This is a genomic window from Chitinophaga rhizophila (assembly GCF_019492185.1).
GTDB classification, from domain to species: domain Bacteria; phylum Bacteroidota; class Bacteroidia; order Chitinophagales; family Chitinophagaceae; genus Chitinophaga; species Chitinophaga rhizophila.
The window spans coordinates 1,449,288-1,474,627 of the sequence record NZ_JAICCF010000001.1; the positions used below are offsets into that span (position 1 = coordinate 1,449,288).

Genomic DNA, 25,340 nt, shown 5'->3' on the forward strand with positions numbered 1-25,340 from the left:
TGGTTGGATAACGACGGTCATTAACTACTATTTTCTCATATATGCCGCTATGCATATAGCAAGGCAGGACGCGATGCTATAATTATAGTACGCATTTGCTGGCTACAAAAGTTCACTGTTCAGTATTGGTTGGTGGTATTAGTATTTGAATTTTAACGAATAGATGATACAATCAATTTTCTTCCCTCGATTCTGAAGTTCACATCTGGTCCTCTCAAAGCGCCTATAATAGTTTCCAGACTAATACTCCGATCTGCTTTTCCATATAGAACTACGTCTGGTACATCTCCTTCATATACGACGTCAATATCATACCAGCGCTCCAACTGGCTCAGGGCGTCGCGAAGCTGCAAGCCGTCAAAGTCAAAGCGCCCATCTTTCCAGGCGATGATCTTGTTGACCTCTACCTCCGTAGTGCTGGCTGTGCTACTGAGCATGCTGGCAGACAGTTGTTGCGATGGCTTCAGTGGATATATTTTTCCTGATACCTCAACATTCACAGCCCCGTCAACAAGTGTGGTGCGTATGAGGTTATCATTGGAATAAGCATTCACATTAAAGCTTGTGCCGAGTACGTTTACTACATAGGTGTCATTTACTGTCACATAAAATGGTTGTTGTGTGTTGGCAGCTACTTCCAGATATACCTCTCCGGTAATCTGCACGCGCCGCTCATTCCCGGGGAATATGGTGGGAAAGGTTACAGAGCTGCCTGCATTCAGCCATACCTTTGTACCATCAGGTAATATAAGCCGGAATTGGCGGCCATTAGCAGTACGTATGGTATGGTATACCAATTTATGTTCATTACTGGTATTTACGTTATATGATAACAGACCGTTTCCAGAGGTAGCCTGACTTCCTCCTTCTTCAGCAATGAGGCCATTGCTGGTACTATCCAACGTAACGGAGCTTCCATCACTGAGTGTTAAAATAGCCCCATCATGGCCGGGGATGATAGTCTCGAAGTGATTAGTCACGTAGGCGCGTTCAGAATGCGTTTCACGCCACCAGATACCACCTGCCAGGAGGAGTACAATGGCGGCAGCAGCGGCAGCGGCTATCCAAATTTTCCTGAACAATGGTTTCACCACAGGCTTGTGATCATTACGGTTCCAGGCAGCAATACGCTGTTGTATATCTGATAGCAGGCGCTGATCTACAGGCTCGTATGCAGGAGCGGCATCCAGCATATCTTCATATGCATCCATGAGGGATTCTATCTCATCGGTGGATAGTCTGGCCAGTTCTTCCCGATACTGGCTGGCTTCTTCCGGTGTGACGGAGCCATCGGCAAATCGTTTTAATATATCCCGGTGCATCATGATTGTAACGCGTATTCTATAACAGGACGTACGAAAAAAGAATTTGGGACATCAATTCCAAAAAATATTTCTCAGGGACATTCAGCTAGTAGTAACAAGACCAGGCAGACTACCCATTCCCCATGATCTTTCAGAAAGGACTTAATAAACTGTACTGCCCGGTGCAGATTCTTACGTACAGCGTCATAGGAGGAATTAGTATAAACAGCTATTTCTTCCAGTGTCATGTCCTGCTGATGCCGTAAAATAAATACTTCGCGCTGTTTCTGTGGGAGTAATGCGATTGCCTGTTTTGCCAGTTCATGATATTCTTTCAGTTGCAGGTTGTCATCAGCAGATACCTGGGTATGCTGTACTGCCCCTTGCTGTTCCATATACTTTTTCTCAAGCGCCTGCCTGCGGAATATATCCAGCAAAAGATTCCTGGCAGACCGCCTCAGATAACCCTCCAGGGAAGCTACACCGACAAATGTTTCTTTTCTTGTCCAGAGCCTGAACAGGACTTCCTGAACAATTTCTTCTGCCTGCTCTTTGCCGAGTGCAAAGGGTGAGACGTATCGAAGTAAACGGGGTTGATAGTAACTATATAATTTTGTAAATGCAGCTTCATCACCTTTAGCTATAAGTGACAGCAAAACTTTCTCTTCATATTGTTGATCTGCGGACAAGGATGTATCTGGTATTGATTCACAAAATATGAAAAATACTCATAGCGTTATAGCGGACGCCTAAGTTGTTAGGACAAGTTGTGATATGATATAGGTTATAGATAGTTAGTCAGGAGGATAATGAGCGAGACGTATTAATAATATCCGGCATATCCACAGCTTACGGTTTACACTTAATTCTAGTATACGCAGAGATACAATACAACCCGCCGGTAATGAATGATTATAAACACTCTCTATCTGAGTATTTTGCGCAACAGCAGCATATAGTAGGCATTCAGGCTGTAGATTAGGGCCTGTTTTTTGTTTTCAGTAATGGAAAAGAGAATTATGAAAACATTGGCTTCACTCACAAGCGGACTGGTTAGTTCAGTTGCATTAACACTGCTTCATCAAACGTTGAAGAATAATGTATCGCACGCACCGAGAATGGATAAACTTGGTATGGAGGCATTGGAATCTACTATGGAAAGCGTAGGTATGGCATTACCATCCAAAAACAAGCGTTATTATGCTACGATGGCCGGAGATATTGCCGGAAATGCTGGGTATTATGCATTGGTAGGTGCAAATCCTAAAAATAGTATTGTTACCGGGGCCGCATTAGGACTCATGGCTGGCATCGGAGCACTTGCATTACCGGAAAAACTGGGTTTAAGCCAGAAATACAGTAATGAAACGACCAAAACACAATTGCTGACATTAGGATTGTATGTATCTGCAGGTTTAATAGCAGGCGTAGTACATAAACTGATGGACAGAAAAAAATATAGATAAGTCACATATCAATAAGGGTGAAAAGGTTGTTTGCCGCATGCGTGCATGTGGCAGACAGCCTTTTTGTATTTGGTGATTTTCCACCGGATGTGATAGCATATGCTACTCTGGTGGTGGAGTAAAGAAATTGATGGTGTTTAGTCAGGATAGTCCAAGGGTAGTACAAGAGTAGTCTTAGCGACGAACAAGCGGTGGACTTGATCAAATTGACCAATTATTGTTTCTGGAGATATCTGTAAGCAAAAATACAGGAAAATGTTCGTTCTGGGACGGCGGTAGGCAGGAGTCCTTTCCAGTATGACGGGATAAACTGGTTTAATTCTTCCGGAAGAAGGCTGCAACAAGCGCCGTTACGGGCTTGTCTGGCATATCACTGCTTTATATTAAAAAAAGCAATATATTTGTTGACAGCTAGGGAGTAAGGTCGCCTCTCTATTGATATAAATTCATGCATCATGGGTCACTTTACCCGTCCTGCCACGAATTTTTTATCAGCGAGCGCCAACAGGCTGCCGGATAATTATCCCGGAGTTACTGTCTCTGAAAGCTACTGGTAATATGTTTACTCAGTTGCAATGTTGATATAGCCTCGTGTTCACCTGAATACGGGGCTTTTTGCTGATTTATCCCGTTTTACTGAATAATGTCGGTTCATATCCGGAGGGTAGCGCCAGACAATATCAGCACTCTTTCAACCGTTATAATGTCAGCAGCAATTAACACTGTTACTATACAACCAACTATGCTGGAAACCGGGGGAAGGCTACAGACGCGGATCTGGGGTATTATTCTGCTCATCTCCTTGCTTACCACCTGGTTATTAATACATTCACCACAACCGAAGTGAGCAGATATTTCTGCATCACTGAATCATTTTAAATTTTTCCATAATCTATAATTTACTTTATCTTTATCCATATGAAGACTGCTGTAACCACAAACTATTCCAACCTGGTATTTGATCTCGGCGCCGTGCTGATAGATTGGAATCCGCGTTATCTCTATAATAAGATATTTGCGACCGCAGCAGAGACTGACTTTTTCCTGACTAACATCTGCACGTCGGACTGGAATGAGGAGCAGGATGCCGGCAGAAGCCTCCAGGACGGTACTGAATTGCTGATTACACAACATCCGCAATACGAAGCCCAGATCCGGGCGTTCTATGGCCGTTGGAAGGAGATGTTAGGCGGGCCTATCGAAGAGACTGTAGAGATCCTCAGAGACCTTAAAGACAGCAAGCAATATAAGCTCTATGCACTGACCAACTGGTCAAACGAAACTTTTCCCCTGGCATTATTAAACTATCCGTTTCTCCAATGGTTTGATGGTATTGTTGTATCAGGCAGAGAAAAGATCCGTAAGCCGGATGCAGCCTTCTATAACCTGTTGCTAAATCGTTACGAGCTGGATGCAGCTGCTACGCTCTTTATTGACGATAATGAACGTAACATCCGTGGAGCAGCCGCCTGTGGAATTGACGGAATACATTTCCAGTCAGCCGGCCAGCTGAGGAGAGAACTGGAAGAACAGGCCATTCTGCCTGCAGTTGTCCATTCCTGATCACAGATTACCTATATGTTTTTTTATAACGGGTCCGCACATAGCGGGCCCGGCTTGTTTTATCCCACCCCGCTTTCAATACGATTTTCAGTTTTAGGAATACCTTAACAATCGGCAGATAAACTTCATGTAACATCAGTAGTTCAAATACGTTAAACAGATGTGCGGCCAATGCCATAGTGAAAAGTGGTTGGCACACTTCCTGTATTAGTATGTATTAATTACAGTGGTCTCGTTTCCTCCCTGTACCTGCCTGAAATAGACAACAAAATAAAACCCGTGAATATGAAAAAAGCCATGTTAGTAATGTGCGCTGCGTTAGGCGTTACACTGTCATTCAGCAGTTGTAGTAAAGATCCGCTGAAGGACATGACAGAAGAAGAGTCAAGGATCTACGTAACAAATTATGACGATAGCGTCAATTTTTCATCTTACAGAACGTTCAGTATTGTTGACTCGGTGGCAGTAGCTACTAATACCAACGAGCGCCGTGCACTGACCGATTATGATAAGCAACTCATCCAGGATGTAACCCGTTCACTGGAGGCGCGAGGGTATACCCGTGTGGACAGGGCTGCAAAACCTGATCTGGCAGTTAACCTGACACGTATTGACAATACGTACAGCGCTGTCTATTATAATCCTGGTTACTGGTCAGGCATTGGCGGCTACTATGATCCATTCTACTGGGGCTTCCCTGGTTACGGTTATTACTGGCCATCTTACTACCAGGTATACCAGCAGGAAAGGGCAGTATCCATCGATATGGTCGATCTGAAAAATCCGCGTAACAACCAGCTGGTAGCAGTTTGGAATGCTATGCTACGCGGTAGTGGCGTATGGAATGTAAGTAATGTTAACAGTATGGTGTCTGCTGTATTTGAACAGTCAGCCTATCTGAAAGCAACTAACAATTAATGAATCATTTAAAAGAGACTGAGATGAAAAGTATTAAGCTCTGGATATTACTGGTGGCAGCTTCACTGGGCGTGCATAGTGCATTTTCGCAGGTACGTTCTCCCCTGTCCATCAACGCAGATTATTCTGTTGCGCAACCGTTTGGATCACTGAAAGATTATGCTAATAAAACCAGTTTCCGTGGCTGGAGAGCAGGTATCCAGTATCAGCTGAACGACCAGCTGGCTATTGGTATCAGAAGTGGTTTCCAGGAATTTTATGAAAGAGTGCCACGCGCTGTATATGCTGATAAAGGCACGGATATATCTGCTGTACAGACACGTACCTTGCAGGTAACGCCGATATTGGCTACCGTACAATATCAACTGACTAAACCTGATGCTGCGGTGATCCCGTATGTGGGTCTGGGTATAGGTACTGCAAATATGGTGTACAATAAGTACTACGGCCAGTTTACTGACAGGTATAACAGCTGGCAGTTTGCCGCTTCGCCGGAAATAGGTATTAATATTCCGTTTGGCAAAGGATCACCGGTACTGTTCAATGCGAGTGTGCAATATAGCTACTCCCCATACAAACAGCAGGAGATCACCAGTTATAATGTATTGCAGGGAAATGTGGGGTTGAGAGTACATATTAACTAAGCGTGACCGCTGGTATGAAGAACTGCTTTTTAGAAGGTCTGGTGCAAGCGCCGGACCTTCTTTATTCCAGTATAGTCAATTGCTTAAATCCGTCTGAAAACGCTGTCTGAATCTTCCCGTCTTTGTCTTTGTAAATGAAATAAGCGTCAAGCCCGTATTCCGGATGGGCCTTTACGAATGCCAGTCCCTTTTCCACCCCCATTAAGATCAGTGCATTGTCATAGCCGTCTGCAGTAATAGCATCTTTAGCCAATACTGTTACAGCGATAATATTGCTATGCAAGGCCTCTCCAGTTACAGGATTGATGCTATGCGCAAATCTTACTCCTCCCTGCTCAAAGAACCGGCGGTAGTTACCGCTGGTAGTGATCGCCTTATTATCCAGCGCTAACACTGCCTGTGCCGGTACAGCTGACTGCGAGGCATCCGGCGTTTCAATGCCTACGGTCCATATTAGCCCTCGCTGATTCCGGCCACTGCTACGAAGCTCTCCACCAACGTCTACCAGGTAGTTGGAGATACCTTTTTGTTCCAGGAAGCGTGCAATTACATCTGTAGTATATCCCTGGGCAATACCATTGCAATCAATTTGTACATCTTTATGCCGTTTGGTGAGCCTTTTTCCCTGCAGCCGCAGGTTGCGGTATCCAACATATCGTAGTATCTGTTTTAATGTATCCTGACCAGGTATAGTCTGTACAGCAGGTTTATGTACGCCAAATCCCCATGCGTCTACCAGGGGTTTTACAGTGATATCAAATGCGCCCATAGTGGCCTTGCTGATCTCCAGGGAACGCTGTATGACATGCGCCATGTGCGCGTCCATCTTCACTTCAATGCCTTCATTGAATTGATTGATCAGGGAACCCGGTTGATATAGCGACAAGGAGTTGTCTATTAGCGCAAATATGGAATCTATCTGCGGACGCAGAGAATTGGTATCGTCGGCCAAATATTTTACAATGAAATAGGTACCCTGAGCCTGGCCGGACATTTCGGTCAGTTGTTGTGCAGATGCTCTTCCGTTTGAAGAGAAAAGAAGATATAACAGGATGCTCCATCCTGCAAAAGCGGGTTTGCCGGTCATTATATTATTTAGCATTCAAGAACTGTCTGAACCAGGAAAAGCAAACTGCGAAGGTAAGATAGCTTTGCCACTGCTTCGCAGGATTTTGTAAACATATCAGTATCAATGGAAAGCATCGAGACCGGTAATATCCAGTCCGGTGATGAGCAGGTGTATTTCATGAGTACCCTCATAGGTAATAACACTTTCGAGGTTCATCATGTGCCGCATGATTGGATATTCTCCGGTAATACCCATACCTCCGAGTATCTGACGGGCCTCTCTGGCGATGCGGGTAGCTATTTCGCAGGCATTACGTTTTGCCATGGATATCTGTGCAGGAGTAGCCTTACCTTCATTTTTCAATACCCCCAGGCGCCAGTTCATGAGTTGTGCTTTGGTGATCTCTGTGACCATTTCAGCCAGCTTTTTCTGCGTTAGCTGGAAGCCAGCGATCGGCTTACCGAACTGTATACGTTCTTTTGCGTAGCGCAAGGCAGCGTCATAACAATCCATGGCAGCGCCGGTTACGCCCCAGGCAATGCCGTACCTGGCAGAGGAAAGGCAGCTGAGCGGACCTTTCAGGCCTTTAGCATTGGGCAATATATTCTCTTTAGGTACTTTTACATTATCGAAAACCAGTTCACCAGTGGCGCTGGCGCGAAGACTCCACTTGCCTTTCGTTTCCGGTGTGGTAAATCCTTCCATGCCCCGTTCGACAATCAGTCCGCGGATCACGCCTTCTTCATCTTTTGCCCATACAACAGCTATCTGGGCGAATGGTGCATTGGATATCCACATTTTAGCGCCATTGAGCACTACATGGTCTCCGGCATCTTTAAAGTGAGTGATCATACCGGAGGGGTTGGAGCCAAAGTCTGGCTCTGTCAGTCCGAAGCAACCCATCCATTCACCGCTGGCCAGTTTAGGCAGGTATTTGCGTTTCTGTTCTTCGCTGCCGAAGGTGAAGATAGGGTACATGACCAGTGAGCCTTGTACAGAGGCAGTAGACCTGACGCCGCTATCTCCTCTTTCCAGCTCCTGCATCATGAGGCCGTAGGAGATATGGTCCATACCGCCGCCACCATACTCTTGCGGAATGGTGGGGCCAAAGCAGCCTAATTCACCTAAACCTTTGATAATGTGAGAGGGAAAGGTAGCTTGCTGGCAGGCATCTTCGATAATCGGGGAAATTTCCTTCTTTACCCATTGCCGTACCGCGTCGCGTACCATGAGATGTTCTTCGGTTAACAAACCATCCACGTGGAAATAGTCGGGGGATTGAAACAGGTCTTTAAGCATGTGGAACACGTTTTATAAGTCTATCTCAATTTAATGATTCATGGACAAAAAAAGTCCATAGTCTGAGAAACATTCCGTTGAAGAATATATCTACTGACTATGGACTGTCGTGATTCAGCTGTGTAGAGGCTGATTTATGCTATTAAGCTACTGTCTTTGTTACGTTCAGGTATTGCGCCATTTCCTGCTGGAGTTCCTGTGCGGCTTTACGGGCATCATGTGCGAAGTCTTCACCATTGCCGGCATAAATGATAGAGCGGCTGGCATTTACCAGTAGTCCGCAATCCTTGTTCATTGCCTGGGCAGATATTTCTTTCAGGCTACCGCCTTGTGCGCCGACGCCGGGTACCAGGAAGAAGTGGTCAGGTACCAGTTTACGGATATACCCCAGCTGAGAGGTCTGGGTGGCACCGATTACAAACATCAGGTTATCCGGCGTACCCCAGGTTATACCGGCTTTCAGTACCTTTTCATACAGGTATTCATCGCCAGATTGTTGTAACTGGAAGTCCTGGCTGCCTTCGTTGGAGGTCAGTCCCAGCATGATAGTCCATTTCTCATGGAAAGAGAGGAAAGGCTGTACGCTGTCACGTCCCATATAAGGGGCTACGGTTACAGCGTCAAATTTATATGTCTCAAAGAATGTTTTGGCGTATTGAGTAGAAGTGTTGCCGATATCGCCTCTTTTGGCGTCAGCGATGGTAAACAGTCCGGAAGGGATATATTCCACCGTACGTTGAAGGCTTTCCCAGCCACGGATACCCATGCACTCGTAGAAGGCGGTATTGATTTTATAGGAGACGCAGAGGTCTTTAGTAGCATCAATAATGGCCTTGTTAAAAGCAAATACGGGGTCTGGATGTGAAAGTAGATGGCGGGGGATCTTTTGAAGATCAGTATCTAATCCCACACAGAGATAAGATTGCTTCTCTTTAATCAGATTCACCAGTTCCTGTCTGTTCATAAAAGATTGATTTGGGGCGCAAAGTTAAGTAAAACTTAAGCAATGCCGTTTTAAATGATAATATTAGCAAATTGTGTGATGCACTTCCCGGATTATTATAAATATAGGAAAAGAATCCGAAAACAATTTCCGGCACCTGAGGCATGGTGTTATTACCGCTATAGCTTAGTGTAGTGGCTGTTTTAGGCAGGTTTGTCCGTATTGGAGAATGGTGGCCCGGTTAGTCCTTTATAGGTGTTGACGCTTGGATTTATAAAATATTGTTCCTAACTTTTACCCACCCGTTTATGAAAAAGTTGTTATGAAAAACTATTATTTGCTGCTATTTTTTGCCACCTTCTTTGCTACAATGCAATCGAATGCACAAGTTGGGGTACCCCGGGTTGGCGTATGTGGTTCTAAGTCGAACGACAGTTTATTACATGCCGCCGGCTATGTTTATATTGAGGAAAGCGTACAGAAACTGTTGTCGCCGGCCGTTCCGGAGGATACGTTTCGCCTTCAGCTGGCGCAGCTACGGAAACTGAAATGCCAGGTACAGGCCTGCAATAGCTTTTTCCCGGCTGACATACGATTAACCGGACCTGATGTGGATGAAAAGAAGGTATTGAACTATGTTAATACAGTGATGGCCCGGGCCAAGCAGGCTGACATCCGGTTGATTGTGCTGGGAAGCGGTAATTCCCGCAAGCTGCCTGACGGCTTAGACAAACAGGCGGCCACCGCACAGTTTATAGACCTGTGCAGGAAGATTGCCGGCGTAGCCAAAAAGTATAACGTTGTTGTGGCTATTGAGAATCTGAACACCACAGAAACCAATTTTGTTACTACTCTGGAGGAAGCCAATAATGTGGTGACAGCCGTGGCACATCCTAATTTTAAGCTGACAGCCGACATTTATCATATGCTGAAAGAGCATGAATCTCCTGAAATGCTGAAGAAGGCCAGCAAAAACCTGGTACACTGTCACATTGCAGAAAGGGAAAAACGTACAGCGCCAGGGGCTACCGGCAACGATGTAGCGCCATATATGGTTGCGCTAGGCAGCATTGGCTATACCGGCAGGATATCGTTGGAATGCCGTTGGGATAACCTGCAGGCGCAGAGTAAACCTACAATGGATTACATGCAGCAGCAGATAAAGACCGCATATAACAAATAATCAACACTTTAAATCCAATATAGAAATGAAATCACGTCGTGAATTTCTGAAAGAGTCCCTGCTTACCACAGCGGGTGTGACGATTAGTGCAATGGGTGTTTCTGCCAGCAGTTATGCCCGTATCATAGGTGCAAACGACAGGGTCAATGTAGGATTGGTAGGCTTTTCTGATCGTGCAAGACAAACATTGCTGCCCTGCTTCTTTTCCAATCATAAGGAATTGAACTTCGACCTGATTGCGGTATCTGATATCTGGAACCGCCGGCGTGAAGAGGGTAAGGCATATTTGCAACAGAAAGCCGGTCATGATGTGAAAGCTTGTGTAAATAATGACGAGTTATACAAAATAAAAGATCTGGATGCCGTGATCGTTGCAACAGCCGATTTCCAGCATGCTTATCATACCATAGAGGCTGTGGGTAATCGCATGGATGTATACTGCGAAAAACCATTTGCAGAAACCATGGATGATGCCCGTAAGGCGCTGAAAGCAGTAAAAGCTTCCGGAAAGATATTCCAGGTTGGTACTCAACGCCGTAGCGGCGATAGCTACCATGCTGCTAACAACTTCATCAAGGAAGGTAAGTTCGGCCCTATTGCGATGGTAGAGATGACCTGGAACGTGAATCAACCTGGCCGTTGGCGCAGACCTAAGCTGGTGAATGAGATCCGTGAATCCGACGTAGACTGGCAACGCTTCCTGGCAGGCCGGCCGAAAGATAGCTGGGACCCACGTAAGTACCTGGAATATCGTCTGTTCTGGCCATATTCTTCCGGTATCTTCGGTCAGTGGATGACCCACCAGATTGATACTGTTCACTGGTTTACCGGCTTGCAACACCCGCGTAGTGCAGTAGCCAATGGTGGTATCTATATGTGGAAAGATGGCCGTACCAATGCAGATACGATCACAGCTGTATTTGACTATGGTCCGGAAACAGATCCAAACAGTGGCTTCCAGGTAAGCTATAGCTCCCGCTTCTCCAACTCTGCCGGTGGCATCAAGGAAATGTACTATTCCAATGGCGGTACGATCGATATTGACAAGAATAAGATCACTCCTACTGGTGGTATGACAGAAAGGGAAGCTCAGGAAATGGGGCTGCATGCTAATCTGCTACCTGAAATGTCCCTGGCAGCCACTGAAACCAAAGCAGCTACAGCTGCAAATATGGGAGGCGACCCGCTGACTAATGCACACATGCGTAACTGGATGCAGTGCGTGCGTGACCGCAAACCGGCCAATGCGCCTATAGAAGCGGCTTATTCTCACTCCATTGCGCTGATCATGGCTAATGCGGCTTACCGTACCGGCCTGAAAGCAACTTTCGACGAAAAAACGCAGGAAGTAATGGTAGGAGGCAAACCGTTTATTATGTAGTGGTATCAGATGCGCTATAAAAACGAAAAACGAAAAAAGCCATCCTGGTTGCAGGATGGCTTTCTTATTGTTGTTACATTAAACGCTTATACAAACACCTCTACGATCTTCGTAGGTGCTACGTTTGCATTTCTCATTGCGATATTACGCGCCACGATGCTGGCGACGCCCATAAACGCCAGTTTAGTCGGATTGTCGGTACCGATCATTGCCGGTATACCATCATCACCGCCCTCACGGATGCTCTGTACCAATGGTATCTGACCCAGGAACGGCAGTTCAAGCTGTTCAGCCAGGCGCTTACCTCCCTCCTGTCCGAAGATGTAATACTTATTATTAGGTAACTCTGCAGGAGTGAAATAGGCCATATTTTCTATCAGACCCAGGATCGGTACATTGACCTGCCCGCTGAAGAAAGCAATACCCTTTTTAGCATCTGCCAGGGCCACATCCTGAGGAGTGGTAACCATAACAACACCTGTAACCGGCACAGTCTGCACGAGTGTCAGGTGGATATCGCCTGTACCCGGAGGGGTATCAATTACCAGGTAATCAAGTTCTCCCCAGTTTACGTCTGTGAGAAACTGTTTTAATGCGCTGCTGACCATTGGTCCACGCCATACAACTGCCTGCTTTTCATCTATCAGTGACCCTATGGACATCAGCTTTATACCGTGCTTTTCCAGGGGGACTATCATGCCTTTTCCTTCTACGCTTTCCATCATAGGACGTTCTCCGCGGATACCGAACATGATAGGCACGGACGGGCCGTAAATATCTGCATCCATCAGTCCTACTTTGGCACCACCTTCCGAAAGGGCCAGAGCCAGGTTAGCTGCTACGGTGGATTTACCTACGCCTCCCTTACCGGAAGCTACCACGATGATATTTTTCACGTGAGGTAATACACTTCTGCCATCTTTCCTGTTGGAGTTTACGTTGGCTGTCATATTCACTTGAACTTCCGCATCCTTGCTTACAAGGTGGTGAATTGCATTCACACAAGCATTCCTGATCAGATCTTTGAGCGGGCAGGCGGGGGTAGTCAGGATAACGGTAAACTTCACCTTATTACCATCAATCTCAATGTCTTTCACCATATTCAGTGTTACCAGGTCCTTCCCCAGATCAGGCTCTTCCACATTACTCAAAGCCTTCAATATCTGCTCCGTAGTGATCATAAATAGTTGTTAATTTTAATTCCAGAATGCAAAGTTAACCCAATTGCGAGTTAATTTGTCCCCGCTGTCATAGTTTTTGTCGATCTCTCTTCCACTCATCATCTATATTGACTGGAATACAATCCTATGGCCAGGGTTTTAAAACAAATAATTTATCTTAGAGGCGGCATGAGTAAAAAATGTACCTACATACTGTTATCCTTTGTGTTTCTTCCGTTCCTGGTGAAAGCCCAGCTATCTCAGTTTAAAGACAGCATTATCCAGATATCCGGTATAACTATGACTGCGGACAGCCTCAGGGCGGTACCGGCAGTGAGTATTCTGGTAAAAGGGCAGCGCCGTGGTACGATATCCAATAGCCAGGGTGTATTTTCGATTGTAGCATTTAAAGGAGATACCCTGAGTTTCAGTGCCGTAGGTTTTAAGAAAAAAGAATACAAAATCCCGCTTAACCTGCCGGGTAATAACTATTCCATGATACAACTGCTGGTGGATGATACCACGTATCTGCCGGTAACCATTATCAAACCATACCCCACCCGTGAGGAATTTGACCGGGCATTCGTGAGTACGGATATTCCTGACGATGAATATGAGCAGGCCCGTAAAAACACGGAAGGTGCCCGCATACGTGCACTATCCCGCTATACACCGCCGGATGCACGTGAAGCGACAAACATGTATCTGAACAGGCAGGCACAATCACTGTACTATGCCGGTCAGGTACCTCCTCAAAACATCCTTAACCCAATGGCCTGGGCTCAGTTCATTCAGGCGTGGAAACGGGGTGACTTCAAGAGTAAGAATAATAACAACTACAGCTATGGCGGCACCAACTATCAGTCGCCCTGATAGAAGCCCCACGTCCTGACAGGCTGTATTTCTTAAATCAATACACCATGCAACAAATTGCTGTTATTGGCGCAGGTACCATGGGAAATGGTATTGCGCACGTATTTGCACAGAACGGTTTTAAAGTAAATCTCATTGATGTTTCTGCCCCCGCGCTGGAAAAGGCGCTGCAAACTATTGACAGAAACCTCGAAAGACAACTCTCAAAAGGTACTATTACGGCAGAGGTCCAACAGCAGACCTTGCAGCGGATCGCTACCTTTACGGACCTTGCTGAGGGTGTCCAGTCGGCAGACCTGGTAGTAGAAGCTGCTACTGAAAACACAGACCTGAAACTTAAGATCTTCCGGGACCTGGATCAGCATACCGCTCCTGGCGCTATTCTGGCCACTAACACCTCCTCTATTTCGATTACCCGGATTGCCGCTGTCACCAAAAGACCAGAAAAGGTCATTGGTATGCACTTTATGAACCCGGTACCAGTAATGAAGCTGGTAGAGATCATCAATGGTTACGCCACCGAAAAAACAGTTACAGACACTATCGTTGATCTTTCAAAAAAGCTGGATAAAATTCCTTGTGTAGTTAATGACTACCCAGGCTTTATTGCCAACCGCATCCTGATGCCGATGATCAATGAAGCCATTTATTCGCTTTACGAAGGGGTAGCAGGCGTGGCCGAAATTGATACAGTGATGAAGCTAGGCATGGCCCACCCCATGGGACCATTGCAATTGGCAGACTTTATCGGACTGGATGTCTGTCTTTCCATCCTGCGTGTATTACACGACGGGTTTGGTAATCCGAAGTATGCCCCTTGTCCGCTGCTTGTTAACATGGTTACCGCAGGATACTTGGGGGTAAAAACAGGAGAAGGATTTTATAAGTATGAAAAGGGAAGTAAGGAATTGGTGATAAGTAAAAGGTTTTCAGGAAGCAATTTTTAATTGCTTCCCAGCGATACTTAGCACCTGGGATATATACCTATATAAAAGACAAGGGCAATTCACATCGAATTGCCCTTGTCTTTTATATGTTGATTGAGACCCCTTCAGCTACCTGCACTATGTTTTAATATCTACTTCTTAACACCCATTTGTTTGATCTCAAGTCCTCTGATGTCTTTCAACTTCAATACTGCCAGTTCCTGCACAGCTTTAGGTATACCAATGTCCATCGCACAGAAAAGCTGCAGTTCCTGCGAGTATACCGTGCAGTTCTGCTGTTTAATAATAGTCATTACCTCATTCAGGATTGTATAATCAAAACTAAGATGATATTTAACTTCAATATTCTTTTGAACGACCGGTATTAGTTGCAGAACCATTGAGGTAGAGAGCTTATAAGCGTTAATCAGGCCGGGAGCACCTAACAGCGTACCGCCAAAGTATCGGACTACCACCACCAGTACATCTGTGAGCTGCTTGCTGTCTATCTGCCCCAGGATGGGTTTACCGGCTGTCCCTGAAGGTTCACCGTCATCATTTGCCCGATATTGTAGTCCATCGGTCCCTAAACGGTAAGCAAAGCAGTGATGCGTTGCTTTTGGATGCTCTTTCTTGATCTCCTGTAGGCATTCTTTCACCTGATCCGTCGTCTTGACGGGCCAGGCATAAGCCAGAAACTTACTGCCCCTGTCTTTAAATTCCGCCATTGCACTTTTCTCTATTGTATAGTAAACTTCCATGCTTTAATTTTTTCGGGATTTCCCCTTCTTCCCTACAGGAATCTCCTTCGGCTCATACACGATCAGCAGCATATTGTTCTGCTTCATGTTTGTCTTGATACTCACAAATTTACGTAAAGCTCCAGCTACAATACGCAATACCGCTGTATTAGGAGGAATACTACCCAGGTTATCTGCCACCATGATCAGCCGGTTCTCTCCTTTTTGCAAGGTTACTTTTAATTGTTGCCGCTTTTTCATTACAGGAAAACCGGTAACTACTTCCTGCCCATTCATACGGATAGATATGCTGTCACCATCTTCTGCTGCGTCATCCCATAACTCGAGTAAGATCTCAGGCTCGTTCACCACAAACTTTTTGTCCAGTAAGCTGTTTTTTCTTTCAGTAATACGTTTGTCGTCAATCTTTCTAAGCAGCACTGGTTTAATCGTATCTGTAGGAGCATTTTGTGACTTCCTGCCTCTCAATTGCCTCATATCAGTACCTGCTTGCGTAATGACCAAGGAAGTCTCTGTGGGGGTTTCAGTTGCCACCTCAGATGTGGATATGGCCTGCTGCTGCTCATCATTGGTGCTAGTAGTGATAGTCTTCTGGTTTATTATACTGTCCTTCAAAGGCTTCCGGGGTACATAATTTAGCTGAGCAATCATAAACGTTGCATACCGGTTAGGAGAATCCATAAAATCGTAAATAAAGCGGCTACCATCAGAAGCCGCTATACGGAAGACGCCGGTATTAGGCGGCAACCTGCCGTAGTTGTCTGCAAACAACGTTACATAATTGAGGCCGATATCCAGGGGAAGTTTCAATATCCTGCCAGTGTCATTGATATAGGCGCTGGTTAATAGCTGTTTCCCATTGTGCACTAGCGTGACAGTATCTTTGTCAATAGCATCTTCGTCTTTAATAGCAAGAGGCACAATGCTGTCATACACGTCTACTTTGTCATATATACCGAAATATATTTTGTTACCTTCCGGGTGTATTATACGCTGGATATCCGGATGCTGCCATGGTGTATTGTTAATCTTTTTTAGCGCTATATCCCTTTGCGCAAGCAATTCTCTAAGCAGATCTTTCATGTAAGCATACATTTCGTCATCTGAATACAGTCCTTGCATATATAATTCATGTGAGTTTATCCACATCCGCTGTACCGAGAGCTCAGGGGAACTCTTTTTTTCATAGGTCAAGGTACCATTCAGATAGATCATCCAGGCTCCGAGGTGGAATGGAGATTCGGAAATCGGATATTTATTACGACCAATACCCAGTTGATGATCATTCTTCTTTGCCAGCAGTAGCTGATATACACCTTTAAATGGCGGATAACTAATTGTCAGCTGAGCAGGATATAAAGTATGCTTCTCAGGGTTAGCTATCTGCAGTTGCATCTTAATACCGCCAGTTGTAGGCCAGGGTTTGTAATCCATTGACCAGGTACCGACCCATTTATCAGTCTGGGCACTGGCTGAAAGCATATAACAAAGGCATATGAACAACAGGACAGAACGCATCATAAATTTCATATTGTTAATGCCTCCCTACTGTTTCGGTAATACAGGATTTTGTCACCTTTTATGGAAATTTCCTTCATTAATAAATGTTGTGGTAATGTGGGTGCTTTAACGCCCTGCGCCAGCGGATTGTTGCCAAAAATTATACGGGCTTCGTCCCACAGTCCGGCAGCAATTAAATGTTCCAGTACATATGCTCCCCCTTCTACCAGCACACTCAGAATATTTCTTCCATGTAATATCTTCATCAATTGCGGCAGCAATGGTTGTGAGAAATCAGCTGTTATTGCCTCAGCAACTGATGTCTTTTCGGCAGACGAGGCAGTGATAAATAAAGTAGCTGACGGCCCGTTCCATAAATGATATGCACGAGGAGTTTGTAACGCACGGTCTATAACAATACGCAAAGGATCCTTGCCTGTCCAGTGGCGATTGTTCAGGCGGGGATTATCAGCGATAGCCGTATTAGCGCCTACCAGTATCCCCATCTCTTCACTACGCCAGCGATGTACAAGGCGGTCTGTCAATGTATCAGAGATTCTTACTGGTCTACCGTCAGCGCCAGCCATATACCCATCTGTATTTTGTGCCCACTTAAGGATAATATAGGGACGTTGTTGCTCATGAAAAGTAAAAAATCGGCTATTCAGTTCCCGGCAAGCGGCTTCGAGTATCCCCGTTCTCACGGTTATACCCGCATTCTTAAGGATTTCGATACCTTTCCCTGCAACCTTCGAGAATGTGTCTACACAGCCAATTACAACTTCACCAATCTTTTCAGCCACGATCAGCTCAGCACAAGGAGGCGTTTTCCCGTAATGGGCACATGGTTCCAGGCTAACATAAATTGTGGCCGCCGGAATCAGGTGTCTATCTCCCGGTTTTACTGCTTGTATACAGTTTACCTCTGCGTGAGCATAACCATATTGCCGGTGATAACCTTCACCAATAATACGGCCCTGATAAACAAGTACAGCACCTACCATAGGATTAGGCGCTACATTCCCTGCGCCCAGCCTGGCCAGCTGAATACACCGTTGCATGTAAAATTCATCAATAGAGCTGTCCATGATCGCGTCTGATATTATACATTTGTGTGCAAAAATATTGTTTAAGCGGGGAATTTCCCTGCCTCATGCATTTAATATGACCATACAGACTGCCTTTACACATATTATCGGTGCGCTGGAGCCATTACAGGGCCAGCGCGAAGCAGCCAATATTGCACATATATTGATGGAATATATTACCGGACTATCAAAAATGGACCGGATTGTATACAAGGACCAGATATTAACGCCCGAACAGCAAACCTCACTTGATACAGCTGTTAAAGCAATGCTGGCACATCAACCAGTACAGTACGTAACCGGCGTCAGCTGGTTTTACGGTATGGAGTTGAAAGTCAACGCAAATGTTCTAATACCTCGTCCTGAAACTGAAGAACTGGTAGAATGGATCGTACAGGATATCCGTACAGCGAAACACTTGGATGCTACCATACTTGATATTGGCACTGGCAGCGGCGCAATCCCACTCGCCATCAAAAGAGAATTGCCGCATGCGACCGTATATGCACTCGATGTGAGTGAAGGAGCATTACAAACTGCCAAGGAAAACGCCGTTAAGCAACACCTTGATATTCATTTTGAACAGGTCGATATTCTGCAACAACAGGCATGGATACACCTCCCTATGTTCGACATCATTGTAAGTAACCCTCCGTATATCTGCCAACGTGAAAGTGCCGACATGCAAGAGCAGGTAGTGGCATACGAACCGTCCCTGGCCCTGTTTGTACCTGACGAAGACGCGTTGCTGTTTTACAGGGAAATAGCAGTCATGGCAAAAGAAAAGTTACGTATTGGCGGCGCGCTATATTTCGAGATTAATGAAGCGTTCGGAAAAGAAACCACAGCATTACTTGAAACTTTAGGTTACATCGGGGTAGAGATCAAAAAAGACCTGTTTGGTAAAGACAGAATGGTAAAGTGCCTAAGAACTTAAATGACCCGAAAATAAGACTAAATCCGGGGATCACATCCGATAAACAACCCGACGTTACCCAATGTATTTATCTAAATTTAAAAGCTGATGCTTGTCCGTTTGCGCATAACTTCGTACCTTAACTTAAAGCTCCAGGTAACAACCGTTAATCGAAGACACAGCCAACTATATAACTATCTGATGTAAATACCCGTTTGCCAATGCATTTGTCTCTAGCTAACCAACTAAAGACACTCGTACATTTACGTGAGTCTTTAAAGCAACAATATCTGACCTCCGACCAGGATCGGAATGAATACAGGAATATTCTGTTGAAAACCTGCATCACACTTTCCTATTGCTCTTTTATGTGCCAGAATACACATGTCAAGAGTGTACTGAAAAAGGAAATATCATCTATCTTCAGAATTTACCAACATACTTCCACTGAGGATGACTCTTTTCTGCTAAAACAAAAAGGATATATCCTAGGTTCCATCAATGCCAGCGTCACTATTGTCAAGACATTTGAAGAAGCCGTACCAGCCTGATCATCGCCATATCTTTCAATGCTACTTGTAATGAGTATTACGAACAATACAAGGTTACCAGGTTAGTTCAAACATTGTCTGATATCCGTATTTGAAATCACATCCAGGCGCAACATGCTCTCAAAGCAGTCCAGCTCATAGCCCAGCCATTCCAACAACTGTTCCCGTACGGGAGGCTGAGATATGTCATATACCACATGCTTCTCACTAATGCATCTGCTGATCCTTCTCTGCTGCATAATTATCATTGTACATTTATCCCTGATATTCCGCTGCTCATCTGCTTCTTCCTCCAAAAGACTAATCATGTAATTTATGTATGCCCGTTTGTTGAAATTGATTTGCTGCAATAAGGCATGTAGTTCCTTCGTCAATACATGCTGATCTGGCAGCTCTTCCGGGGCTATGAACTTCTTCAACTGCTCTAACAATCTTAACAAATAATGCTTCCTTTGCCATGTCAACAAAGGTTGTTGTATATTCATGACTTCTGACAATTGCAACAACGGTTTAGTAACTATTTCGCTCAACGCTGCCGGGACTTGTTGCATACGGGGAGATCCCGTAATCAATGGCAACTCTTCTCTTGCACGCCTCGACAAAGAAATGACCTCTCCTGCAGGGATGCCCATTTCCTTATCAATATGGCACCTGAATTTACGCTCCAGATAACTTAAACCAGACATCAAACAACCATACAAATATTTCAACAAATACACAGTATCTTTCTCTTCCGGCAACGCCATATCCTCACGATGCCTTACCGGAAGATAGGATATCACCTTATCCAACAATGTCACCAATTTACCCTGATGCACTCTGACACCTATTGTGAGTTCCTGGCTGGATTTGATGTCATCGGCAATAAACAACAAATCCGATTGCTTCTGGCGTTTGTACCGGCGATCTCCATCCAAAACTGAAGCAACAAACTCCTGACTTAATGTATCAGATGTAGTAAACTGTTTTACTAACTCTACATTGATAATCTGTTCAAAATACGTTAACGTGTTCATGGTTTAAAATTTATAGTGTTTAGAATAATTTAGTATTTACATCAACAAACTGAGCTGATTCCACAATGCTATGTTCTATGACAGGCAATAGCATGTCTGCTACGCGGTGCTTAATGCACTCGTAAAAAGTGAATATCTTTGTAAATTAATTAGCACCGAAAAAGGCAGCAGCTTGCGCGTATTAATTATATACATACACGCATACACGTAGTATATATCATTCGTGTATCATTGCATGATACTATCATCATCCGCAGTGTTTCCAACCATACCACATTATGTTTTTCAACTCCTGCAGATGATGATAATGCAATAATACAGACGATTCTGACAATGCCTGCTAACAAACTGTATAAAGACCTCAATTTGGGATATAAACACCAAAAATCAGCCTACAAACAGACCTGGCTAACCAGCAGGTACGTAGTAACGGGCAAGAAATTGCTTTTTGAAATTATCAGTTAGTGAGAACGCCTTATTCGCTATTTCGACATAGTTTTTTCCAACTTTATCAACCCGATAAATGGATACAAGAGAGTTCCTGTTAATACGGCAGAAGAGATATGTGGGAAGTGTCTCTTCTAGTTTAGTCAGGCTCAGTGCGAAGGGCTCGCTATTGCCGTTAATATACCTGACTACAATGTATGCACCATGAACTTCGGCATACAGGATATCTTTCAGATGAACTGTCTTAAAAAGGCCGTCCTTTTGCGGAAGCAGCAGCGGTTTCTCGAGAATATTGTGAAGCATTGTTTGAGGGATTAAGGTTTAACAAATAAGTGAGAGAAGCGGAGAGAAATGGTAGGACTGCTAGGGAATATAGTAGTAGGAATAGTAGTAGGTAAGCGAAGTTCAGTACAGGGATAGTTACAAATGACACTAAGGAGAAAGAAGTATTGCTATTGAGGGATACAGCGGAAATAGATAAAGTGAAAGGTTTCATACAAATCATGTTTGGTGTTAAAAATAAAGATGTCATTTTGAGATTTTTATCAATTTGGGTTAATACTAGATGCAGCTAATTTACAAAAATAATTTTTACAAGATCAAAATGAGTTTATTGCGATCAAGATTTTTTTGACAGACCTACATATCTGTAAACTTATCCAATCTAGTCTACATAGATTGCAAACGTCAGATTAAACATACAATCCTACTGTGTTAATAACCGGTAAAACAGGTGAAATAATCCAACGCACTTCAATAATATCAAAGTGAGAACTATCAATAAATAATGCTCGCGGCTAACGCCACCATATGTGCCTAGTACTCAATTGCATTAATCGGGGAGAAACTACTATTGCTTGTGACTACCTTTAAATAGTCGTAGGTCACATTGTAAACTGAACATAAAATAACGGCCAAGTAGCCTGTTTTGGTTTTCCACAATAGTATTGCCAGTTATGGTTTGGGATAGTCTGGATGTTTCGTCCAGGAGATTGTAACCCTGCAAACGGCAGGTAAGCTTTCTTTTAAAGAACATCTTTTCAAATGTGGCATTGATCAACGTAGGATTAGCAGTCACTGCGCCACTAAAGCCACTGTTTAGTTGTTTCGTAAAATCAGCCGCTATGGCAAAGGTCTTGAGAAAATAGGCCTTTCCATTCACATTAAAGTTCCAGGTATTGATGTTCGTAATATTGTTCTCCTGCAACACGTACACGTTTCTGTTGTAAGTATAGGTTACACCTCCGGTCAATTCCATCCACTCTCTCAACATATTACCACGTAAAGACTGATTCATGACCAGGTTCTGGCCAGTCTTACGTACATTATCCATATACAGTATATTATTGTTGTAAGTGGTATTACCATCAAGAAACAAATTATACTTGCCATCGGCTATCCGATAAGACCATCCATAGATAAATCTGACGTTATAATCTCCATTTGCATTTAAAAAGCGGGTTTCCTGTTTTACCGTATTAAAACTATCTGTAACCAGCGACACATTTGTAACCACTTTATCCTGGGTGTAATTAGCAGACACATGCAGGAATACGGTATTTAGTCCGCCGTTACGATAGTTAAAGAACAATGCATGGGCAAACGCCGGACGCAGATTCGGATTCCCTATAACAGGAAACTGTGCATTGGTAAGATCTGGTACTGGTTGCAGCTGCTGGTATCCGGGAAACATCACATTTCCGGAATACGAAAGACTCATCATTGCCTGCTTCGGCAGCTTATATTGCAATTGAAAAACTGGCACCAGCTTGTTGCTTTTCACAACTGCCCTGTTCAATCCGCCTACCATACTGCTCACAAGGCTGGCTGGTTGAAACCGCATACCCAGGGTCATATCCCATTTCTTTTTGGCGTACCTGTAATTAAGCTCCAGCTGATGCTGCACCTCCCTGTAGATATAATGATTACTGAGAGAATCCATTCGATTACTCTTGCCCTCAGGGTTGATCCAGTAAGTTTCCTGTAAATTATTCGTTTTATTATAGTTCAGGGCGTATTTCAGTTCCAGGCTATTAATTGAATCCAGCGGCTCCACATAGGAAACCTGGCTATTAACAACAAAGTTATTATTCCGCTTATCCAATACCTGGTGAAGCAGGGAATCTTTGGCAAGTGTATTATCTGTATTATAATATCTAAGGCTGTCAACACCATCCTGCAGATTATCGTTCTTCGCACTATTCACATTGATACCCAGTGATAATGTTCTTCCCAGACCAGAAAGACGATGTGATCCAAAGAGACCAGCTACTAAAACGGGCGCATCATTGATATTCCTGCTGGACGTGATCTGATCTTTCCTTTGTAGTCCGCTTTGTATTGCACTTGTCAGGCTGTTACTCGTAGTCTTGTTTCCTGTGTAATTCAGGTTGAAATTATAAAGATCAAACTCCTTAGGTTTGTATTCGCCCCCCATGTTGAACACATAGTTATCAGCTCTGCTATAATTACTACTGCTATTGATGCTGGATAGTGTCCCGGCGTCAGTAACTGTTTTAACAGTACTGAGTGATTCCATTTCACTGGTAGTGCGGCCGGCCACCGCCCCCATATTCAAGGAAAATTCTTTGGAATAAGACCCGCGGTAATTGACACTCCCTGTGGAGGCGACAGTATTTCCTACCTGGGCCGTTATATTATTTGTATTCCCGCTAATAGATAACTGTTGTTTTTCACTAAAGTAGTTGGCAAGTAACGCTGCATTATAGCGACCATCGTTACCGGTGCCGGCCAGGGCCTGCCCCTGATATACCCTGTCCAGATCAGACTTGGTCTGAATATTTAATATTTTCATAGGTTCGCCGCTCCTTCTCCCGGTAGCCCGGGCCATATCTCCGTAATCATCAATCAGTTGCACTTTATCAATGAGGTCAACGGGCAGCAAACGGGTGAGGGTCTTAATATCATCAATCATAAAGTCCTTTCCGTTAATCCTGACTTTGGTAACCCGCTTTCCCATCGTCTGGACATTACCATCCATATCGACCTGCATTCCGGGCAACCGCTTCAACAGGTCTTCAGCAACAGCATTCTCACGCAGCCTGTATTGGTCAGCGCGATACTCTATCGTGTCTTCCTTGATCACTACCGGCGACATTTTGCCTTTGACCACGACCTCCTTCAACTCACTTGGCTTCATAGACAACCGGATCAGGGGGAGGTCGATCTGTGTACCTGCTTCGTTAAAAGAAAACTCCCGGTACCACGTCTGATAACCAACTACGGTGACACGAATTGTAAAGATGGAATGCGGTACCTGCTGGAAAACAAACTTGCCGGTTTCATTGCTGATAGTATGCATGGTGTCCCTGCCGGCCAGCAGCCAGACATTAGCACCGATCATTTCCTGGCCAGTGGTGTCCTTGATGGTACCTGACACGTTATATGTTGTCTGTGCCAGCAATGTTTGCAGGCAACAAAGTAAACTAATGAGCAGGAAAATCCTCTTCATAAGAAATTATGCAATTCATTTCATACCTGTATTGTGGATACTGCTGATTACGGGCTAACAACTGATTAACTGGGCTAAACGGCTTATAACAAACAAATCATGATTCCGGGTATCCTGTAAAGTGGCAAAAGTATCCTCCAGCTTTATGCTGTTTTTGCCAGATGAATTTAGGCCTTTTTGGGGAGATATCCAGTAAAAATATAGAGGTACTGCACATTAAGCGCGGTATAGGCATAAAAGCGGTAAAAAGCTCCAAAAGGAGCTTTTACACGGCTTCGGGAGTAGCTTCTCTTTCCATCATTTTGCGCATATTCATGACCGCATACCGTACCCGGCCCAATGCGGTATTGATACCAACATTGACTATCTGTGCGATCTCTTTAAATGACAGATCTGCATAATATCTTAGGATCAGCGCTTCACGCTGTACTTCTGGCAGCCGATCTATCAATATCTGCACGGATGCATGGGTTTCTTTGGTAATGATACGTTCTTCCTGGCTTTCTACCTGCTGGTATATCTGATTGGAAATTTCGTCTCTGTAGATGACAGCAAAAGCTGATGTTTTCTTACGGAAATGGCTGATACAGCTATTATGGGCAATTCTGACCGCCCATGCAATAAAACGGTTGTTATCGAGGTAGTGCCCCTCATTAAGGGCATTGATGATCTTGATGAACACATCCTGGAATATATCCTCTGCCAGGCATCTGTCTTTTACTAATAGCATGATAGTGGTAAAAATCCGGTTCTTGTGCCTATATACAAGGACCGTAAATGCACGATCATCACCCGAACGATACGCTCTGATTAGTTCTTCATCTGTCAGGTCACAATATCTTTTCATTTCATTAATGTTT

General features: G+C 44.4%; 23 protein-coding genes. 10 read left to right on the forward strand and 13 right to left on the reverse strand.

Features of this window, described 5'->3' with window-relative positions:
• Window positions 1-152 precede the first annotated feature (152 nt).
• Window positions 153-1,325, reverse strand: coding sequence for a FecR family protein (locus tag K1Y79_RS05410; RefSeq protein WP_220248974.1), 1,173 nt, complete (start codon window positions 1,323-1,325; stop codon window positions 153-155).
• A 71-nt stretch (window positions 1,326-1,396) separates the two neighbouring features.
• Window positions 1,397-1,993: an RNA polymerase sigma factor gene (locus tag K1Y79_RS05415; RefSeq protein ID WP_220248975.1), complete on the reverse strand. Its 597-nt coding sequence runs from the start codon at window positions 1,991-1,993 to the stop codon at window positions 1,397-1,399.
• 315 nt (window positions 1,994-2,308) lie between these two features.
• Here K1Y79_RS05415 and K1Y79_RS05420 point away from each other — a divergent pair, with 315 nt between their 5' ends.
• The 4 genes from K1Y79_RS05420 to K1Y79_RS05435 all read left to right on the forward strand — a co-directional run bounded on the left by K1Y79_RS05420 (window position 2,309) and on the right by K1Y79_RS05435 (window position 5,895).
• The gene (locus K1Y79_RS05420) at window positions 2,309-2,770 is read left to right on the forward strand and encodes a hypothetical protein (RefSeq protein WP_220248976.1); all 462 of its coding nucleotides are present in this window, start codon (window positions 2,309-2,311) and stop codon (window positions 2,768-2,770) included.
• Between the two features lie 918 nt (window positions 2,771-3,688).
• On the forward strand, window positions 3,689-4,333 hold the full coding sequence (locus tag K1Y79_RS05425; protein WP_220248977.1) for an HAD family hydrolase: 645 nt from the start codon (window positions 3,689-3,691) through the stop codon (window positions 4,331-4,333).
• Window positions 4,334-4,618: 285 nt separating this feature from the next.
• The gene (locus K1Y79_RS05430) at window positions 4,619-5,251 is read left to right on the forward strand and encodes a DUF4136 domain-containing protein (protein ID WP_220248978.1); all 633 of its coding nucleotides are present in this window, start codon (window positions 4,619-4,621) and stop codon (window positions 5,249-5,251) included.
• 23 nt (window positions 5,252-5,274) lie between these two features.
• Window positions 5,275-5,895 carry an outer membrane beta-barrel protein gene (locus tag K1Y79_RS05435; RefSeq protein ID WP_220248979.1) on the forward strand — a complete coding sequence of 207 codons (621 nt, stop codon included), beginning with the start codon at window positions 5,275-5,277 and terminating at the stop codon, window positions 5,893-5,895.
• Window positions 5,896-5,956: 61 nt separating this feature from the next.
• Here the strand turns inward: K1Y79_RS05435 and K1Y79_RS05440 are convergent, their stop codons facing one another.
• The 3 genes from K1Y79_RS05440 to pyrF all read right to left on the reverse strand — a co-directional run bounded on the left by K1Y79_RS05440 (window position 5,957) and on the right by pyrF (window position 9,227).
• Window positions 5,957-6,982 (reverse strand): FAD:protein FMN transferase, encoded by a 1,026-nt coding sequence (locus K1Y79_RS05440; RefSeq protein WP_220248980.1) that lies wholly within the window; start codon window positions 6,980-6,982, stop codon window positions 5,957-5,959.
• Window positions 6,983-7,084: 102 nt separating this feature from the next.
• Entirely contained in the window at window positions 7,085-8,263 is a 1,179-nt protein-coding gene (locus K1Y79_RS05445) for an acyl-CoA dehydrogenase family protein (protein ID WP_220248981.1), read from the reverse strand.
• Window positions 8,264-8,405: 142 nt separating this feature from the next.
• Window positions 8,406-9,227: an orotidine-5'-phosphate decarboxylase gene (gene pyrF, locus K1Y79_RS05450; protein ID WP_220248982.1), complete on the reverse strand. Its 822-nt coding sequence runs from the start codon at window positions 9,225-9,227 to the stop codon at window positions 8,406-8,408.
• 301 nt (window positions 9,228-9,528) lie between these two features.
• Between pyrF and K1Y79_RS05455 the strand changes: the two genes are divergently transcribed.
• Together K1Y79_RS05455 and K1Y79_RS05460 are read left to right on the forward strand one after the other, a co-directional pair.
• Entirely contained in the window at window positions 9,529-10,389 is an 861-nt protein-coding gene (locus K1Y79_RS05455) for a sugar phosphate isomerase/epimerase family protein (protein ID WP_220248983.1), read from the forward strand.
• Window positions 10,390-10,414: 25 nt separating this feature from the next.
• Window positions 10,415-11,770 carry a Gfo/Idh/MocA family protein gene (locus tag K1Y79_RS05460; protein WP_220248984.1) on the forward strand — a complete coding sequence of 452 codons (1,356 nt, stop codon included), beginning with the start codon at window positions 10,415-10,417 and terminating at the stop codon, window positions 11,768-11,770.
• Window positions 11,771-11,856: 86 nt separating this feature from the next.
• On the opposite strand, the gene K1Y79_RS05465 is transcribed toward K1Y79_RS05460, so the two are convergent.
• Entirely contained in the window at window positions 11,857-12,951 is a 1,095-nt protein-coding gene (locus K1Y79_RS05465; RefSeq protein ID WP_220248985.1) for an Mrp/NBP35 family ATP-binding protein, read from the reverse strand.
• Window positions 12,952-13,119: 168 nt separating this feature from the next.
• On the opposite strand from K1Y79_RS05465, the gene K1Y79_RS05470 reads away from it, so the two are divergent.
• Entirely contained in the window at window positions 13,120-13,803 is a 684-nt protein-coding gene (locus tag K1Y79_RS05470) for a carboxypeptidase-like regulatory domain-containing protein (RefSeq protein ID WP_236059500.1), read from the forward strand.
• 47 nt (window positions 13,804-13,850) lie between these two features.
• On the forward strand, window positions 13,851-14,750 hold the full coding sequence (locus tag K1Y79_RS05475) for a 3-hydroxyacyl-CoA dehydrogenase family protein (RefSeq protein WP_220248987.1): 900 nt from the start codon (window positions 13,851-13,853) through the stop codon (window positions 14,748-14,750).
• A 131-nt stretch (window positions 14,751-14,881) separates the two neighbouring features.
• Here the strand turns inward: K1Y79_RS05475 and K1Y79_RS05480 are convergent, their stop codons facing one another.
• The 3 genes from K1Y79_RS05480 to ribD are packed head-to-tail and all read right to left on the reverse strand — an operon-like array spanning window position 14,882 to window position 18,078.
• A complete protein-coding gene (locus K1Y79_RS05480) occupies window positions 14,882-15,490 on the reverse strand; it encodes an IMPACT family protein (protein ID WP_220248988.1) in 609 nt (202 codons plus the stop codon).
• Window positions 15,491-15,493: 3 nt separating this feature from the next.
• A complete protein-coding gene (locus tag K1Y79_RS05485; RefSeq protein ID WP_220248989.1) occupies window positions 15,494-16,972 on the reverse strand; it encodes a hypothetical protein in 1,479 nt (492 codons plus the stop codon).
• 44 nt (window positions 16,973-17,016) lie between these two features.
• Entirely contained in the window at window positions 17,017-18,078 is a 1,062-nt protein-coding gene (gene ribD / locus K1Y79_RS05490; RefSeq protein ID WP_220248990.1) for a bifunctional diaminohydroxyphosphoribosylaminopyrimidine deaminase/5-amino-6-(5-phosphoribosylamino)uracil reductase RibD, read from the reverse strand.
• A gap of 76 nt (window positions 18,079-18,154) precedes the next feature.
• Between ribD and prmC the strand changes: the two genes are divergently transcribed.
• Both prmC and K1Y79_RS05500 read left to right on the forward strand, forming a co-directional pair.
• Window positions 18,155-19,015, forward strand: coding sequence for a peptide chain release factor N(5)-glutamine methyltransferase (gene prmC, locus K1Y79_RS05495; RefSeq protein ID WP_220248991.1), 861 nt, complete (start codon window positions 18,155-18,157; stop codon window positions 19,013-19,015).
• Window positions 19,016-19,215: 200 nt separating this feature from the next.
• Complete coding sequence (locus K1Y79_RS05500) at window positions 19,216-19,545, forward strand: hypothetical protein (RefSeq protein ID WP_220248992.1); 330 nt, start codon at window positions 19,216-19,218, stop codon at window positions 19,543-19,545.
• A 62-nt stretch (window positions 19,546-19,607) separates the two neighbouring features.
• Here the strand turns inward: K1Y79_RS05500 and K1Y79_RS05505 are convergent, their stop codons facing one another.
• The 4 genes from K1Y79_RS05505 to K1Y79_RS05520 all read right to left on the reverse strand — a co-directional run bounded on the left by K1Y79_RS05505 (window position 19,608) and on the right by K1Y79_RS05520 (window position 25,327).
• On the reverse strand, window positions 19,608-20,561 hold the full coding sequence (locus K1Y79_RS05505; protein ID WP_220248993.1) for a hypothetical protein: 954 nt from the start codon (window positions 20,559-20,561) through the stop codon (window positions 19,608-19,610).
• A 408-nt stretch (window positions 20,562-20,969) separates the two neighbouring features.
• Window positions 20,970-21,311 carry a LytTR family transcriptional regulator DNA-binding domain-containing protein gene (locus K1Y79_RS05510; RefSeq protein ID WP_220248994.1) on the reverse strand — a complete coding sequence of 114 codons (342 nt, stop codon included), beginning with the start codon at window positions 21,309-21,311 and terminating at the stop codon, window positions 20,970-20,972.
• A gap of 547 nt (window positions 21,312-21,858) precedes the next feature.
• Entirely contained in the window at window positions 21,859-24,480 is a 2,622-nt protein-coding gene (locus tag K1Y79_RS05515) for an outer membrane beta-barrel protein (protein WP_220248995.1), read from the reverse strand.
• A gap of 265 nt (window positions 24,481-24,745) precedes the next feature.
• A complete protein-coding gene (locus tag K1Y79_RS05520; RefSeq protein ID WP_220248996.1) occupies window positions 24,746-25,327 on the reverse strand; it encodes an RNA polymerase sigma factor in 582 nt (193 codons plus the stop codon).
• Window positions 25,328-25,340: the final 13 nt, after the last annotated feature.

Bases quoted from the DNA above. Each gene is read 5' to 3' on its own strand.
- K1Y79_RS05480 (WP_220248988.1), bottom strand. From the start codon at position 15,490: ATGGAAGTTTACTATACAATAGAGAAAAGTGCAATGGCGGAATTTAAA.
- K1Y79_RS05520 (WP_220248996.1), bottom strand. From the start codon at position 25,327: ATGAAAAGATATTGTGACCTGACAGATGAAGAACTAATCAGAGCGTAT.
- K1Y79_RS05505 (WP_220248993.1), bottom strand. From the start codon at position 20,561: ATGAACACGTTAACGTATTTTGAACAGATTATCAATGTAGAGTTAGTA.
- K1Y79_RS05485 (WP_220248989.1), bottom strand. From the start codon at position 16,972: ATGCTTTCAGCCAGTGCCCAGACTGATAAATGGGTCGGTACCTGGTCA.
- K1Y79_RS05510 (WP_220248994.1), bottom strand. From the start codon at position 21,311: ATGCTTCACAATATTCTCGAGAAACCGCTGCTGCTTCCGCAAAAGGAC.
- pyrF (WP_220248982.1), bottom strand. From the start codon at position 9,227: ATGAACAGACAGGAACTGGTGAATCTGATTAAAGAGAAGCAATCTTAT.
- K1Y79_RS05410 (WP_220248974.1), bottom strand. From the start codon at position 1,325: ATGATGCACCGGGATATATTAAAACGATTTGCCGATGGCTCCGTCACA.
- K1Y79_RS05475 (WP_220248987.1), top strand. From the start codon at position 13,851: ATGCAACAAATTGCTGTTATTGGCGCAGGTACCATGGGAAATGGTATT.
- K1Y79_RS05515 (WP_220248995.1), bottom strand. From the start codon at position 24,480: ATGAAGAGGATTTTCCTGCTCATTAGTTTACTTTGTTGCCTGCAAACA.
- ribD (WP_220248990.1), bottom strand. From the start codon at position 18,078: ATGGACAGCTCTATTGATGAATTTTACATGCAACGGTGTATTCAGCTG.
- K1Y79_RS05455 (WP_220248983.1), top strand. From the start codon at position 9,529: ATGAAAAACTATTATTTGCTGCTATTTTTTGCCACCTTCTTTGCTACA.
- K1Y79_RS05445 (WP_220248981.1), bottom strand. From the start codon at position 8,263: ATGCTTAAAGACCTGTTTCAATCCCCCGACTATTTCCACGTGGATGGT.
- K1Y79_RS05465 (WP_220248985.1), bottom strand. From the start codon at position 12,951: ATGATCACTACGGAGCAGATATTGAAGGCTTTGAGTAATGTGGAAGAG.
- K1Y79_RS05470 (WP_236059500.1), top strand. From the start codon at position 13,120: ATGAGTAAAAAATGTACCTACATACTGTTATCCTTTGTGTTTCTTCCG.
- prmC (WP_220248991.1), top strand. From the start codon at position 18,155: ATGACCATACAGACTGCCTTTACACATATTATCGGTGCGCTGGAGCCA.
- K1Y79_RS05500 (WP_220248992.1), top strand. From the start codon at position 19,216: ATGCATTTGTCTCTAGCTAACCAACTAAAGACACTCGTACATTTACGT.
- K1Y79_RS05420 (WP_220248976.1), top strand. From the start codon at position 2,309: ATGGAAAAGAGAATTATGAAAACATTGGCTTCACTCACAAGCGGACTG.
- K1Y79_RS05430 (WP_220248978.1), top strand. From the start codon at position 4,619: ATGAAAAAAGCCATGTTAGTAATGTGCGCTGCGTTAGGCGTTACACTG.
- K1Y79_RS05425 (WP_220248977.1), top strand. From the start codon at position 3,689: ATGAAGACTGCTGTAACCACAAACTATTCCAACCTGGTATTTGATCTC.
- K1Y79_RS05460 (WP_220248984.1), top strand. From the start codon at position 10,415: ATGAAATCACGTCGTGAATTTCTGAAAGAGTCCCTGCTTACCACAGCG.
- K1Y79_RS05440 (WP_220248980.1), bottom strand. From the start codon at position 6,982: ATGACCGGCAAACCCGCTTTTGCAGGATGGAGCATCCTGTTATATCTT.
- K1Y79_RS05435 (WP_220248979.1), top strand. From the start codon at position 5,275: ATGAAAAGTATTAAGCTCTGGATATTACTGGTGGCAGCTTCACTGGGC.